General features: G+C 66.2%; 10 protein-coding genes. 2 read left to right on the top strand and 8 right to left on the bottom strand.

The window, feature by feature from the left end; translation table 11 throughout:
- From metG to ilvD, 8 genes are all read right to left on the bottom strand, one after another.
- Positions 1-1,560 carry a methionine--tRNA ligase gene (metG, locus tag ACFVTE_RS06175; RefSeq protein ID WP_387098215.1) on the bottom strand — a complete coding sequence of 520 codons (1,560 nt, stop codon included), beginning with the start codon at positions 1,558-1,560 and terminating at the stop codon, positions 1-3.
- A 34-nt stretch (positions 1,561-1,594) separates the two neighbouring features.
- A complete protein-coding gene (locus ACFVTE_RS06170) occupies positions 1,595-2,350 on the bottom strand; it encodes an ABC transporter ATP-binding protein (RefSeq protein WP_387098213.1) in 756 nt (251 codons plus the stop codon).
- Positions 2,347-5,142, bottom strand: a complete 2,796-nt coding sequence (locus ACFVTE_RS06165) for an ABC transporter permease (RefSeq protein WP_387098211.1) — start codon at positions 5,140-5,142, stop codon at positions 2,347-2,349. The genes ACFVTE_RS06170 and ACFVTE_RS06165 overlap by 4 nt, the downstream gene beginning before the upstream one ends.
- Positions 5,143-5,375: 233 nt before the next feature.
- Positions 5,376-6,965: a phosphoglycerate dehydrogenase gene (gene serA, locus ACFVTE_RS06160; RefSeq protein ID WP_387098209.1), complete on the bottom strand. Its 1,590-nt coding sequence runs from the start codon at positions 6,963-6,965 to the stop codon at positions 5,376-5,378.
- A gap of 117 nt (positions 6,966-7,082) precedes the next feature.
- Complete coding sequence (gene ilvC, locus ACFVTE_RS06155; RefSeq protein ID WP_331574867.1) at positions 7,083-8,108, bottom strand: ketol-acid reductoisomerase; 1,026 nt, start codon at positions 8,106-8,108, stop codon at positions 7,083-7,085.
- Between the two features lie 85 nt (positions 8,109-8,193).
- Positions 8,194-8,706, bottom strand: a complete 513-nt coding sequence (ilvN, locus tag ACFVTE_RS06150) for an acetolactate synthase small subunit (protein ID WP_050054685.1) — start codon at positions 8,704-8,706, stop codon at positions 8,194-8,196.
- A gap of 2 nt (positions 8,707-8,708) precedes the next feature.
- Positions 8,709-10,610 carry an acetolactate synthase large subunit gene (locus ACFVTE_RS06145; RefSeq protein WP_387098207.1) on the bottom strand — a complete coding sequence of 634 codons (1,902 nt, stop codon included), beginning with the start codon at positions 10,608-10,610 and terminating at the stop codon, positions 8,709-8,711.
- A gap of 413 nt (positions 10,611-11,023) precedes the next feature.
- Positions 11,024-12,745: a dihydroxy-acid dehydratase gene (gene ilvD, locus ACFVTE_RS06140; RefSeq protein ID WP_387098205.1), complete on the bottom strand. Its 1,722-nt coding sequence runs from the start codon at positions 12,743-12,745 to the stop codon at positions 11,024-11,026.
- Between the two features lie 225 nt (positions 12,746-12,970).
- Here ilvD and ACFVTE_RS06135 point away from each other — a divergent pair, with 225 nt between their 5' ends.
- Both ACFVTE_RS06135 and ACFVTE_RS06130 read left to right on the top strand, forming a co-directional pair.
- On the top strand, positions 12,971-14,002 hold the full coding sequence (locus ACFVTE_RS06135; RefSeq protein WP_387098203.1) for a hypothetical protein: 1,032 nt from the start codon (positions 12,971-12,973) through the stop codon (positions 14,000-14,002).
- Between the two features lie 7 nt (positions 14,003-14,009).
- On the top strand, positions 14,010-15,203 hold the full coding sequence (locus tag ACFVTE_RS06130; RefSeq protein ID WP_387098201.1) for a PQQ-dependent sugar dehydrogenase: 1,194 nt from the start codon (positions 14,010-14,012) through the stop codon (positions 15,201-15,203).
- Positions 15,204-15,302 lie beyond the last annotated feature (99 nt).

Genomic DNA, 15,302 nt, shown 5'->3' with positions numbered 1-15,302 from the left:
CTAGCCGTCCGCGGGTTCCTCGTACTTCGGGAACACCGGCGCCGGAGCGGGCAGGTCGGTGCCCGCCGCGATCGGCGTCGCGATGGCGGGGAACTCCCGGGCCGCGCCTTCCGGCTGGCCGAGGTATCCAAGCAGGGCGGCGGTGGCGGCAGGCATGACCGGCTGGGCCAGGATCGACACGATGCGGAGCACCTCGAGGGTCACGTACAGCACCGTCTGCATGCGTTCGACGTCGGTCTTCCGCAGCACCCACGGTGCCTGCTCTGCGAAGTACGCGTTGGTGTCCCCGAGAACCGTCCAGATTGCCTCGAGGGCGCGGCTGAACTCCTGCTTCTCGAAGGCGGCACGGGCCTGCTCCAGGAGGGCGTTGGCCTGGCCCAGGATTGCCGTGTCGGCGTCGGTGAACGCGCCCGGGGCAGGGACGCGGCCTTCGCAGTTCTTGGCCACCATGGACAGTGAGCGCTGCGCCAGGTTTCCGAAGTTGTTCGCCAGGTCGGAATTCATCCGGCCGACGATCGCTTCGTGGTTGTAGCTTCCGTCCGCGCCGAACGGAACCTCGCGCAGGAAGAAGAACCTCACCTGGTCCAGGCCGTACTGCGCCACGAAGTCCTCCGGGGCAACGACGTTGCCCAGGGACTTGGACATCTTGACGCCGTTGTTGTGCAGGAAGCCGTGGATCATGACCCGCTTGGGCAGCTCGAGGCCCGCGCTCATGAGGAAGGCCGGCCAATAGATGGCGTGGAAGCGCGAGATGTCCTTGCCGATGATGTGGACATCGGCCGGCCAGTACCGCTTGAACGACTCCGATTCGACATCCGGGTAGCCGGCGCCGGTGAGGTAGTTGGTCAGCGCGTCGACCCACACATACATGACGTGCTTTTCGTCGCCCGGGACGGGCACGCCCCAGTCGAAGGTGGTGCGGCTGATCGACAGGTCCTCGAGGCCGCGCTTGACGAAGCTGATGACCTCGTTGAACCGGGACTGCGGCGCACCGAACTCCGGCTGGGCCTCGTACAGGGCCAGCAGCTTCTCCTGGTAGGCGGACAGCCGGAAGAAGTAGCTTTCCTCCGCGGTCCAGGTCACCGGGGTGTCGGTCTCCTTGGTGTACCGGGCGCCGTCGTCCTTGACCACGGTGTCGTCCTCACCGTAGTAGGCCTCATCCCGCACGGAGTACCAGCCCTCGTACTTGGACAGGTAGATGTCCCCGTTGGCTTCCATCTTCTTCCAGATGGCCTGCGAGGCGGTGTAGTGGTCCGCATCTGTGGTGCGGATGAACCGGTCGTAGCTGATGCCGAGGGCGGCGTGCGCGGCCTTGTAGATCTCCGCGTTCCGGTCCACCAGCTCCTTGGGCGAGATGCCTTCCTTCTCCGCGGTCTGCGCAATCTTCAGCCCGTGCTCGTCGGTGCCGGTCAGGAACTTCACGTCGTAGCCGTCGAGCCGCTTGAACCGTGCCATTGCATCCGTGGCGATGTACTCGTAGGCGTGGCCGATGTGCGGCACGCCGTTCGGGTAGGTGATGGCCGTAGTGATGTAGAAGGGGCTCTTGTCTGAGGAAGTCACGGGCGGAACGTTACCTTTATGCGGAGGAATGGATCTAGATCAGTTCGGTCAGCGTATCGCTCAGCCGGACCAGTTCGTGGTCATGTGACGCCACGAGGACTGCGATGCCATCGGACGTGGTGTCCTTCAGGATGCTGATAATGCGGTTGGCGGAGGCCCGGTCCAGGCTGGCCGTCGGCTCATCCACCACCAGGACGCGGGTGCCCAGGATCAGGGCACGGGCGATGGCGACGCGCTGGCGCTCACCGCCGGAGAGCTGCTCGGGACGGTGCCGCATGCGGCGGCCGAGGCCCACGAGGTCCAGCAGGTCCTTGGCCATTTCGCGCCGCTGCTCCACCTCTCCGTCGGGCACTGCCGGGAGGAGCACGTTCTCGAGCGCGCTCATGCCGTCGATCAGGGCGCCGCCCTGGTCAACGTAGCCGATCAGGGCACGGCGGCGGTCTGCGATCTCGTCGTCGGACATGGTTTCGAGGGAGTCCCCCTCCCACAGCACCCGGCCCGACGTCGGCAGGGTCAGGCCCGCCCCGACGGTCAGGATACTGGTCTTGCCCGATCCGCTTCGGCCGGCCACACAGTGCATCTCCCCGGCGCTCAGGGTGAGGTCAAAGCCTTCCACGACGCTGACGGCGTCGGACCCGTTCTTGCCTCCGCCGTAGCGGATGGTGATGTTGTTCAGCTCCAGCGGGGTGGCGTGATCGGCTTCCTTGACAATGGTGTTGGCCCGGGTCTGGACCGGGGTTTCAGCCTCTTTGTTCCCGCGCACGCGGCGAAGGTTCAGGTCGTTACTCATTTGACCACTTTCGTTGCAATCGGAATCCAGCAGAGAACAGCCACGAGCCCGGCCACTGCGGCCCACAGCGCGGCGTAGGGGGCAAGAACAAGGCCGATGCCCAGGGCGCCGAGGATGCCCAGCGGCACGGCAACCGCTCCCACCAGGGCATTCTCGAAGAAGCGGACCTGACCGAGCATGTCGGGGTTCCAGCCCATCGCCTGCAGCGTCCCGAGGTACCGGCGCTTGGCCTTCAGCTCGAAGCGCCCGGTCACCAGCGTGAGCAGGAGCCCCACTGCCACGCCGGACAGGCCAAGGACGATGCTCGGCAGTGCCACGCTGGCGGCAGCCAGGCCACTGAGGGCGCTGGCGCCGGCGGCCCGCGGGATGTCGATCAGCAGGGCGATCAGGCCGCCCACCGCCGACCCGAACACACCAACTGCGACGGCCAGCGAAATGGCGTTGAAGCGGTGCGTGCTCAGCTGCCGGTTCGCGAAGGTCAGCGGCGAGTCGACGGCGATGAGCTTCTCGTCGTGCTGCGGCTCCTGGTCGACCACCTCGCGGTGGCGCAGCTGCTGGGCGGCGAAGAAGGCCGCGCCCAGGTACAGGGCCAGCACGGACGCCGAGACGATGGCGGTGGCGATGTTCCAGCTCAGCAGGCTGAGCACTACGCCGGCAACGGCCAGCAGTCCGGCGCCGACGGCGAACTCCTCCAGGACCCATGAGCGGATCCGGCGCTGGGTCCAGCCCATGGCCCGCAGCGTGCCGGCTTCGCTGCGGCGCAGCCGCACGTAGCTGACAGTCGAGGCGCCGGTCAGCAGGGCGGCACCGCAGAGGGTGAGGAACAGCAGCGTCAGGTTCGTCGCGGTCAGCGAGCCGGCCACGGCGTCGGCCGCGTTCTGCCTGACCCACGACTGCTGGACGGTGCCGAGCGCGGACTCCTTGCCGGCGTCGTCCTTGGAGTAGCCGGGAACGAAGATGTTGGCGTCCTCGCGGGCGGAACCGGCCACGACGGTGGCTTCGAGCCCCATGTCCCGGATCTCGGCGGCGAGCTTGTCCACCTCAGGCTGGACCTGCTTCCAGCTGCCTGCCGCGCTGGCGCGGACGCGGACGGCGTCGATGACGGAGGCGTTCTTCTCGTAGCCGCGGGCAGCAGCCAGGCCGTAGTAGTCGGTGATGGCGCCGGCCGACTGGCTGACGAGTCCGGTGGCGCTCAGCGAGGGCTTGAGCGTGGTGCCCGCAACGTCCTTGCCCTGCGCGTCCTTGGTCAGCGTCATGGGCGTGGGATCGTAGCCGCCGAGCGGAAGCCGGTTGACGTCCCCGGCCGCTTGCTGGACGGCGGCGGGATCGAACGTGCCATAGACCATCGCGAGCGGGGTGGCCAGCTTCTTGCCCGTTTCCAGGTTCTCCCGGTAGGAGCGCTCGTCGACGGGGTTTCGCTGGGTCTGGTCCACGGCCTCGCCGGTGGCGCTCTTCTCCGGCAGGCGGTTCACGGTGACCCACTCGCCGGGGGTGGCGGTCTTGTCCTCGGCGCCGTTGCCTGCCGTGGAGCCATCCGTGTACTTGGGGGCGGAGGCGAAGTTGGTGCTCCAGGTGGCAGGGCTGTACAGGCCGCGGCTGAAGTTCGCCGAATTGCCGAGCAGCTTGGAGTAATCCGTGGACCCGGGCCAGGACAGCGCAAAGGGCGACTTGGACACGAACGGCAGGTAGTCCTTGTCCAGGGAGCGCTCGGCGGTGCCGACTTCCTTGACCACGTTTCCGGAGTCGTCGATCTCTTCGATTTTCACGGAGTACTTCAGGTCGACCGACGTGCCGGAGCGGACGATCAGCGGGATGGCCTGGGAGTCCTCGGTGAGCTGGCCGTTGCGCTTGGCCTGCTGGTACTGGGTCATGATGGGGGCCCAGTACTTGAGTTTCACGCCGAGGAAGTCAGGGCCCTCTTCGAGTTCCTTCATGCCAATGCCCGTGGTGAAGAGGCTCTCCAGGTGCTGCCCGACCGCCTCGGCGCTGCGGGCGTCTGCCGGCGGTGCCTTTTCCAGCGGTGCGAGGAAGTCACCGGCGGTGCCCAGCAGGGCACGCTCGGAGACGGGGTCGACGGCGACCACGGACTCGGTGACCTCCGGAGCCATGGGCAGGGCAACAGTGAGGTTGAACAGGTTGTGCTCGGACCCGCCGGCCGGGGCCGGGAACTTGATCCCGGTTTCGCCGTCGGGACCTGCGATCTGGATGCTGTTGCCTCCCTCGACCTGCTGTTCCACGAGCTTGCCCTTGCCGAGGGTGCCCTCGGCAGTGGACTTGAACAGGGTGTGCTGCGAGGACCCGTCGGCGCTCGTGGCGCTGGCCGTCAGGCGGTACTTCTTGGGCGTGTCGCTGAGCACCGACTGGGCTGCCGGCCACTTGCTGGGGTCGGTGCCGCCGGGCTGCCCGGCGGTGGCGGTGCCGACGAGTCCGGCGTTGAAGCCCAGGTAGTCCATGGCCTCCAGGCGCGGGGTCTCAAGGTTCTGCGTCACGCGTGAGACCAGGCTGATGGGGGCGGCCACGGAGGTGCCGGACAGATCCCGGATCTTCTGCAGCTGGTCGAAGCTGATGCCGCCCTGGCCGGTGGCAATCTCGGGCTGCATGAGCGTACCGTCCGAGCCGGCCTTGGCCTGGACCAGGATGTCGTAGAGCCCGCGCGAGTTCTGGTCCACGGTCCGGTTCAGCGCTGCCTGCGACTGGGTCTGGACGAGGACGGACAGGCACATGGCGAAGATCAGAATTGCAGCGGTCAGCAGCAGCACTTTGCTTCTGATGAACCTCTGGACGGCGTTCATTGGGCTCCCTGAAACCTGGATTGCGTGCGCACGCCACGATGACCGAAGAAATGTGGAGGTGTCCCAATGCGGGCGTGCAAAAAGTATTGGCCGGCCTGTCGGCTGGATCCTTAAATTCGAACCTAGCTATTGTACGCAGACCGGCCAATCATACGTGGCCGGGGTGAACTCCAGGGGACGTGGAGTTCACCCCGCGTTGGGGACCTGGCCGTTGCCGGCCGGTGTTCGTCGGACTAGTCCTCGAGGTCCACTTCGCGCACCATCTCGGCACCGATGCCGGCCTTGATGGCGTCCAGCACCTGCTGTGGTACGGAGCTGTCGATGGTGAGCAGCGCCAGGACCTGGCCGCCCTCCGAGTTCCGTGCCACCTGCATGCCGCCGATGTTGATGTTGTTCATGCCCAGGATGTGGCCGATGGTTCCGATGACGCCGGGGCGGTCGGCGTAGGAGACCACCACGAGGTGCTCGCTGATGGGGATCTCGACGTCATAGCCGTTCACGCCGACGAGCTTCTGCACCTGCTTGGGGCCGGTCAGGGTACCGGCCACGGAAATCTGTGCACCGTCGCTCAGGGCGCCGCGCAGCGTCAGGACGTTGCGGTAGTCCTCGGCTTCGGGGGTGGTGATGAGGCGGACGTTGATGCCGCGCTGCTCGGCGATCACCGGCGCGTTGACGTAGGACACCTGCTCGGTGACAACGTCGGCGAAGACCCCCTTGAGGGCGGCGAGTTCCAGGACCTTGACGTCAAGGGCGGCGATTTCGCCGGCAACCTCGACGTCGATCTGGGTCACCGAGGCGTGCGTCAGCGCGGTGAAGATGCGGCCCAGCTTCTCGATCAGCGGGATGCCCGGGCGGACGTCGGGGGCGATCACGCCGCCGGCGACGTTCACGGCGTCCGGAACCAGTTCCCCGGCGAGGGCGAGGCGGACGGACTTGGCGACGGACACGCCGGCCTTTTCCTGCGCCTCGTCCGTGGACGCGCCCAGGTGCGGGGTGACCACAACGTTGTCCAGCTTGAAGAACGGCAGGTCGGTGCTGGGTTCCTGGACGAAGACGTCCACGGCGGCGCCGGCGATCTGGCGGTCCTGCAGCGCGGTGTAGAGGGCTTCCTCGTCCACGAGGCCGCCGCGGGCCACGTTGATCACGTAGGCCGTGCTCTTCATCTTCTTGAAGGCGTCAGCGCCGAGCATGCCGACCGTTTCCGGCGTCTTGGGCATGTGGATGGTGATGAAGTCGGACTGGGCGAGCAGTTCGTCCAGGGTGACGAGCTTCACGCCGAGCTGGGCGGCGCGGGCCGAAGTGATGTAGGGGTCGAACGCGAGGATCTCGGTGTCGAAGCCCTGCAGGCGGGCGGCCACCAGGGCGCCGATGCGGCCCAGGCCGATGATGCCGATCTTCTTCTCGAAGAGCTCGATGCCGGTGTACTTGGAGCGCTTCCACTCGCCGTCCTTCAGGGCGGCGCTGGCCTGCGGGATGTGGCGGGCCAGGCTCAGGATGTGGCCTACGGTCAGTTCCGCGGCGGACACGATGTTCGACGTCGGGGCGTTGACCACCATGACACCGGCCTGGGTGGCGGCCTTGATGTCCACGTTGTCCAGGCCGACGCCGGCACGGGCGATGACCTTCAGGTTCTTCGCGGCGGCAATGGCCTCGGCGTCCACCTTGGTGGCGGAGCGGACCAGGATGGCGTCAACGTCCTCGATGGCAGAGAGCAGCTGGGAACGATCGGCGCCGTCGGTCTGGCGGATTTCGAAGTCCGGGCCAAGGGCCTCGATGGTGGCGGGCGAAAGTTCTTCGGCAAGCAATACTACGGGTTTTGACACAGCTGATCCTCTGCGTTGAAGTCCTGGGGGTAAATAAAGTCTAGGCGTACGGAAAGGCCGGGCTCACATTGTTAAGTGTGAACCCGGCCTCATTGTCACGCTGGAAGGGGCGCAGCCTTAGCGGGCTGCAGAGCCTTCGACGTAGTCCTGGTCCTGCTGCTGCCAGGAGAACAGGGAACGCAGCTCGCGGCCAACGCCCTCGATCGGGTGCTGCTCAGCCTTGGCGCGCAGCTCCTTGAACTCGACGCCGCCGTTGTCCTGGTCTTCGATGAAGCGCTTGGCGAAGGCACCGGACTGGACGTCCGCGAGGACGGCCTTCATGTTTTCCTTCACCTCGGGGGTGATGACGCGCGGGCCGGAGACGTAGTCGCCGTACTCTGCGGTGTCGGAAACGCTCCAGCGCTGCTTGGCGATGCCGCCTTCCCACATGAGGTCAACGATGAGCTTGAGCTCGTGCAGCACCTCGAAGTAGGCGATCTGCGGCTGGTAGCCGGCTTCGGTCAGGGTTTCGAAGCCGTACTGGACCAGCTGGGACACGCCGCCGCACAGGACAGCCTGCTCGCCGAAGAGGTCCGTTTCGGTCTCTTCGGTGAAGGTGGTCTTGATGACGCCGGCGCGGGTGCCGCCGATGGCCTTGGCGTAGGACTTGGCCAGGTCCCAGGCGGAACCGGAGGCGTCCTGCTCCACGGCGATGATGTCCGGGATGCCGCGGCCGGCTTCGAATTCGCGGCGGACCGTGTGGCCCGGAGCCTTCGGGGCGATCAGGATGACGTCAACGCCCTCCGGTGCCTGGATGTAGCCGAAGCGGATGTTGAAGCCGTGCGCGAAGGCGAGGGCCTTGCCCGGGGTCAGCTTGTCCTTGATGGAGTCGTTGAAGATCGAGCGCTGGTGCTGGTCCGGCGCCAGGATCATGATGACGTCGGCCCATTCGGCGGCGTCGGCAACGTTCTTGACCTGGAAGCCTGCGTCCTCGGCCTTGGCGATGGACTTGGAGCCTTCCTTGAGGGCGATGACAACCTCGACGCCGGAATCGCGCAGGTTCTGCGCGTGGGCGTGGCCCTGGGAGCCGTAGCCAACAATGGCAACCTTGCGTCCCTGGATGATCGACAGGTCTGCGTCGTCGTCGTAAAACATTTCAGTCACTTGCGTAACTCCTCTTGAGTGGATTTTTGTAGATGCGTGTCTCTGGTGCTGCGTTTGCGGGCGAACGCTCCGACTAGGCTCTGCCTTACGCGGAGCGTAGCGCCCGATCACTCATGGAGCGGGATCCCCGTCCAACGGCCAAGGTGCCGGACTGCACAATTTCGCGGATACCGAAGGGCTCCAGCACTGAAAGCAGCGCCGTGAGCTTTTCGGGATGGCCAGTTGCTTCAATGACCACCGAGTCTGTGGAGACGTCGACCACTGAAGCACGGAACAGGTCTGCAGCCTGGGTCACCTGCAGACGAGTTGCGGCATCCGCACGTACCTTGACCAGGATGTGGTCGCGCTGTACGGAAGATTCGGAAGTCAGTTCAACAATCTTGATCACGTTGATCAGCTTGTTCAACTGCTTGGTGACCTGTTCGATCAGGTCACCGTCGGCGTCGACGACGACGGTCATCCGGGAGATGCCCGGGACTTCCGTCGGGCCTACGGCCAGGGAATTGATGTTAAAGGCGCGGCGGGCGAAAAGGCTGGCCACGCGGGTCAGCACACCGGGCTTGTCTTCGACCAGAACGGACAGTGTGTGGCGGCTCATGATCAGTCCTCCTCTTCCCATTCCGGGGTCATGTTGCGGGCAACCTGGATCTGGTCATTGCTGACGCCGGCGGGCACCATCGGCCACACCATGGAGTCGGGGCTGACCACGAAGTCGATGACCACGGGGCGGTCATTGATCTCCAGAGCCTTCTGGATTGTTGCGTCGATGTCCTCGTCCCGCTCGCACCGGAAGGACGCGCAGCCGTAGGCCTCACCGAGCTTGACGAAATCCGGGATCCGGATGGTCTCGTGACCTGTGTTCAGGTCCGTGTTGGAGTAGCGGCCCTCGTAGAAAAGGGTCTGCCACTGGCGCACCATGCCCAGCGAGGAGTTGTTGATGACGGCAACCTTGATGGGGATGTTGTTGATGGCGCAGGTGGCCAGTTCCTGGTTGGTCATCTGGAAGCAGCCGTCGCCGTCGATAGCCCAGACCACACGGTCCGGCTCCCCCACCTTGGCGCCCATGGCGGCGGGAACGGCGTAGCCCATGGTGCCGGCACCGCCGGAGTTCAGCCAGGCATGCGGGCGCTCGTACTTGATGAACTGCGCAGCCCACATCTGGTGCTGGCCCACGCCGGCAACATAGATGCCTTCGGGACCGGTCAGGGCGCCGATGCGCTCGATGACGCGCTGCGGTGCAGTCAGGCCGTCCTCGGGTTCGGTCCAGCCCAGCGGGTAGGTGTCCTTCAGGTTGTTCAGGAAGGCCCACCAGTTGGCCAGGTCCGGGGTTCCGGTGGTGCCAAACTGGGTCCGGACGGCTTCCGTCAGCTCCGGAATGATCTCCTTCACGGAGCCCACAATGGGAACGTCTGCGGTGCGGTTCTTGGAGATTTCCGCGGGGTCGATGTCCGCGTGGATGACCTTGGCGTTGGGCGCGAAGGTCTTCAGGACGCCAGTGACGCGGTCGTCGAAGCGCGCACCCAGGGTCACCAGCAGGTCCGCCTGCTGCAGCGCGGTCACGGCCGAGACCGTGCCGTGCATGCCCGGCATGCCCACATGCTGCGGGTGCGAATCCGGGAAAACGCCGCGGGCCATGAGCGTCGTGACCACGGGGGCGCCGGTCAGCTCGGCCAGCTCGCGCAGCTCGGCCGCGGCATGGGCCTTGACCACGCCGCCGCCCACGTACAGCACAGGCTTGCTGGCGGCCGAGATCAGCTTGGCGGCCTCGCGGACCTGCTTGTTGTGGCCGCGGACCACGGGGCGGTAGCCCGGCAGGTCGATCTTGGGCGGCCAGGAGAAGGTCATCTGCCCCTGCTGGGCGTCCTTGGCGACGTCAACGAGGACCGGGCCCGGACGTCCGGTCGAGGCGAGGTGGAACGCCTCGGCCATAACGTGCGGAATATCGTTGGGGTCCGTCACCAGGAACGAGTGCTTGGTGATGGGCATGGTGATGCCCACGATGTCGGCTTCCTGAAAGGCATCGGTGCCGATCACTCCGCTGGAAACCTGGCCGGTGATGGCCACGAGCGGAACGGAATCCATGTGCGCATCCATGATGGCGGTGACGAGGTTGGTGGCGCCCGGGCCTGAGGTGGCGATGCAGACGCCCACCCGCCCGGTGACCATGGCGTAGCCTTGCGCGGCGTGGCCGGCTCCCTGTTCGTGACGGACCAGAACGTGGTTCATTTTGGAGGCCATCAAGGGGTCGTAGGTGGGCAGGATCGCGCCACCGGGCAAACCGAAAATGTCATCGACGCCGAGTTCTTCGAGCGAACGGACAATTGCTTCTGAGCCGGTCATCACCGTCGGGGGTACGACGTTGTTCGGCCCAAGGACAGGAGAGGCGGCTGCAGCAGTGTCGACCCCGGCGTCAGCCGGCTTGTCGACGCGTTCCGGAGCCTTGGCGGCTCCAGTGGACTTTGAAGCCATCAGCGAGGGGCTGATGGGCGATCCTTTGCTCATCGAACTCTTCCTTAGTGGATCTTGAATTGGTGTGGTGCTAGGAAACCTGAACGTTCCGTCCCGCCCGGAAAATAAAAAAACCCCTCAGCCTGGCGGCTTTTCGAGGGGTTGCGCGTGACAGTTCGTTACCAGTCGGGCTATGGAGCCACGCGCTTGGTAAGTACGACGACTGCATTTGCAGCGGCGCGGCTGGTAACGAGTGCGATCATGCGTTCAGTTTTCCCTCTAAGTGAGATACGTGTCAACGAGAGTTAACGCTATCTCACCATTTGGACATCATTGTCCATTTTCGACCCGCTTCCAAACGGTGGGGTCGAACCGCAACCCGACCGCCGGAGGCGGCAGGGCTTAATAAGGGGGATTCCGAGGGCCCCTTGATGCGCGGCGCGCGCGCCGCGCATCAAGGGAAGGAATCACCCGCAGTAGGCGCCCGTGGAGGCGCTGTGCACCAGCTTGGCGTACTTGGCCAGGACACCCTTGGTGAACTTGGCCGGCAGCGGTGCCCAGCCTTCCTTACGGGCTTCGAGTTCTGCGTCGTCAACGAGCAGGTCGAAGCTGCGTGCAGCGATGTCCACGCGGATCCGGTCGCCGTCCTTGACGAAGGCGATGGGGCCGCCGTCGACCGCTTCGGGGGCGACGTGGCCGATGCACAGGCCGGTGGTGCCGCCGGAGAAGCGGCCATCGGTGAGCAGCAGGACATCCTTGCCGAGGCCGGCACCCTTGATGGCACCGGTGATGGCGAGCATCTCGCGCATGCCCGGACCGCCCTTGGGGCCTTCATAGCGGATCACCACGACGTCGCCCTTCTGGATCTCGCCCTTGTCCAGTGCGTCCAGGGCGCCCTGCTCACGCTCGAACACACGGGCAGTGCCCTCGAAGACCTCGGCGTCGAAGCCGGCGGTCTTCACGACAGCACCTTCCGGAGCCATGGAGCCGTGCAGGATGGTGATGCCGCCGGTCTTGTGGATCGGGTTGTCCAGCGCGCGCAGGATCTTGCCGTCCACGTCCGGGGGGTTGATGGCCTCAAGGTTTTCCGCAACGGTCTTGCCCGTAACGGTGAGGCAGTCGCCGTGCAGCAGGCCGGCGTCGAGCAGCGCCTTCATGATCACCGGCACGCCGCCGATCTTGTCGACGTCGGTCATGACGTAGCGGCCGAACGGCTTCAGGTCGCCCAGGTGCGGGACCTTGTCGCCGATGCGGTTGAAGTCGTCCAGCGTCAGTTCGACCTCAGCCTCACGGGCGATCGCCAACAGGTGCAGGACGGCGTTGGTGGATCCGCCGAAGGCCATGGTGACGGCGATGGCGTTCTCGAAGGCCTTCTTGGTCATGATGTCGCGTGCCGTGATGCCCTGGCGCAGCAGGTTCACGACTGCCTCGCCGGACTTGCGGGCGAACTCATCACGACGGCGGTCTGCCGAGGGCGGGGCGGCGGAGCCGGGAAGGGACATGCCCAGGGCCTCGCCGATGCAGGCCATGGTGTTGGCGGTGTACATGCCGCCGCAGGCGCCTTCGCCGGGACAGATGGCCTTCTCGATGCGGGTGAGGTCTTCCATGCTCATCTTGCCGGCGGCGCATGCACCGACAGCTTCGAAGGCGTCAATCAGGGTGACTTCCTTTTCGGAGCCGTCCTCCAGCTTGACCCAGCCGGGCATGATGGAGCCGGCATACAGGAAGACGCTGGCGAGGTCGAGGCGCGCGGCTGCCATGAGCATGCCCGGGAGGGACTTGTCGCAGCCGGCCAGCAGCACGGAGCCGTCGATGCGCTCCGCCTGCATGACGGTTTCCACGGAGTCAGCGATGACTTCGCGGGAGACCAGGGAGAAGTGCATGCCCTCGTGGCCCATGGAGATGCCGTCGGAAACGGAGATCGTGCCGAACTGCATCGGGAATCCGCCGCCGGCGTGGACGCCTTCCTTGGCGCCCTGGGCCAGCCGGTTCAGGGACAGATTGCAGGGAGTGATTTCGTTCCAGGAGCTCGCGACGCCGATCTGGGGCTTGGCGAAGTCGTCGTCCCCCATGCCGACAGCCCGGAACATTCCACGTGCCGGAGCTGCGTGAATGCCGTCGGTGACAATCCGGCTCCGGGGCTTGATGTCAGGCTTGTTGCCGGTTCCGTTCAGGGTGTCCTCACTCATGGGTCAAAGTCTATGACTCCCGACAGGCTGCCAATGACCGGAAGCGGCACCTTCGGCACATTTTCCGGAAAATTCTGATCAAATAGTGGACTTCCGTCTCACATTCTGGAAGCGAGCCGCTGCCGCCCCGCTCCCCCGCTGGCGTTGACAAGCCTAGACAGCCCTATTGACAGCGACGTACCGTCAAGCAACGGCAACCTCGTGTGACGGATGAAAGGCTTTGCTATGGAGTGGATTATCTGGGTCATTGTCATCGTTTTGATCATCGCCATGGTTTGGTGGCTGCTGAACCGGAACTCGCGGGGAACGGCAGCAGACGCGGCCCGGACCGAGCAGGCGGCTTCCCCGGCCGGAACCAGATCCGCAGCATCCACCCGGACGGAAGAGACGCCGTCGGCCGCTTCTGCCGCCGCAACGGCAGCGGGACCGGCGTCGGGCACCACCCGGACCGCACCGGAAACGGGCCGCCAGGCCGAACCGGACGCTGCGCCGGCAGCCGCGGAAGCCGCACCGCTGGCGGGCCAGCCCGCCCCCGCGGCCACGCGCCCCGACCCCGAGGACGTGGAACCGGACATCGAATCCTGGGAGGCCGCCACCGCCCGCCCGTCCTCAGCGCGGTCCGCCGGAGGCGATGTTGACGACTGGGACGACGACGGCGACAAAGCAGAGTGGGACGCCCAGTGGTCGGATGCCGGCAGCGCCGAAACCGGGACGGCCGAAGCCGCCCGGCCCGAAGCAGGCAGTTCCGCCCAGCAGGCACCGGCGCAGCCCGCCACCCCGACACACCACGCCGAGTACACGGACCCGCACGCCCCCACCCTGCCGGGCGCGGAATCGGCCGCGGCCGAATCCCTGGACGCCGAGGCTGAAACCCAGCAGCGGATCCAATCCTCCGCAGCCGCGGAAGCCGGAGCCAGCCACGAGGCCCAGCCCCATCACCGCGAACCCCAGCCCCACCACCTGGAACAGGGCTTCGGCGCGGAACGGGGTTTCGGCGAACAGCCCATCCCCCACAAGCAGGCCGCCGCCGAGGGAACGGAAACCGCGCCGGAGCATCCCTTCGGCGAGGGTTCGGCTGCGCCGGAAGCAGACGGCAGCGCCCCGGCGGGGTTCGCCGTCAAGGGTGACGTCGGCGCCATGACCTACTACGACGAAGACAGCTCCGGCTACGAGGACGCCAGGGCCGAGGTCTGGTTCCTTTCCCCGGCGCACGCCGAGGCTGCCGGGTTCCGCGCGCCGCGCCGGTCCCGGCGCTAACGCTGCCATGCCCCCGGCAGGGCCCACCCTCTCGCTTTCCGCCCTGACGCTGTCCCTGTCCCTGACGTTGGGGCTCTCCGGCTGCACGGGCAACGGCGGTCCTCCCGCCCCGGGCAGCACCGGACCCACGGTGAGCGGGGCAACCGGGACGTCCGCGCCGGGCACCGGCACGCAGGGGACGGGCCCTTCCGGTACTGGCACCTCGGGTACCAGCGCGGCTCCCTTGCCTCCGCGGGCACCTGAGCTCCGGAGCAGGATCGAGGGACTGACGATTCCGTGGTCGACGGTCTTCCTGCCGGACGGCACGGCCGTGATCTCCGAACGCGATTCCGCCCTGCTCAAATCCGTGAACGACGGCAGGGTCAGCACTATCGGGCCCGTCCCCGGCGTCGTTCCAGGCGGCGAGGGCGGGCTGCTGGGCCTGGCGTTGTCGCCGGACTTCGCCTCTGACCACTATCTCTATGCCTACTTCACCGCGGCCGAGGACAACCGGATCGCGCGCATGCGCCTGGAAGGCACCGGCACGGCCGGCGGCGGTGGCCTCCGGCTGGGTGCTCCTGAGGTGATCTTTTCCGGAATGTCCAAAGCCTCCACGCACAACGGCGGCAGGATCCGCCTCGGCCCGGACGGGTTCCTCTATGTCGGCACGGGCGATTCGCAGCGCCGGGAGCAGCCGCAGGACAGGAACGCCCTGGGCGGAAAGATCCTGCGGCTGACCAGGGACGGCGCCCCTGCGCCGGGCAACCCCTTCCCGAACAGCCCCGTCTACAGCCTTGGCCACAGGAATGTCCAGGGTTTGGCATGGGACAGCCAGGGCCGGCTGTGGGCCAGCGAGTTCGGCCCGGACGTCAACGACGAACTCAACCTGATCCAGCCCGGCGGAAACTACGGGTGGCCGGAAGTCACGGGGGCACCGCACCGGGACGGCTTCATTGACGCCAAGGTTGTCTGGCCGTCGACGGCGGAGTCCTCGCCCAGCGGACTGGAAATCGTTGGCAGCACGGCCTACCTTGGCGCGCTGCGGGGTCAGCGCATCTGGGCCGTCCCGCTCGACGGCGAAAACGCCGGCATTCCTGTGGGCTATTTCACGCGGCAGTTTGGGCGGATCAGGAACGTTGCAGTGGCCCCGAACGGGGATCTTTGGGCTCTCAGCAACAACCAAAACCCTGATTCCGCGCTGATTCTGCGGCTTCCACGCTAATCGGTGCCCCCCGCCCGCCCCGATTTCACACCGGCCGAAAGTTCGTGTAGAGTTTCATGTCGTTGCGGAGCTCAACGAGGGAAATAAACAGCCCACGGA

This window comes from Arthrobacter sp. NPDC058097 (assembly GCF_042884885.1).
Lineage (GTDB): Bacteria > Actinomycetota > Actinomycetes > Actinomycetales > Micrococcaceae > Arthrobacter.
The sequence above is the reverse complement of the archived record's forward strand: the minus strand, read 5'-3'. Positions and strand labels throughout refer to the sequence as shown.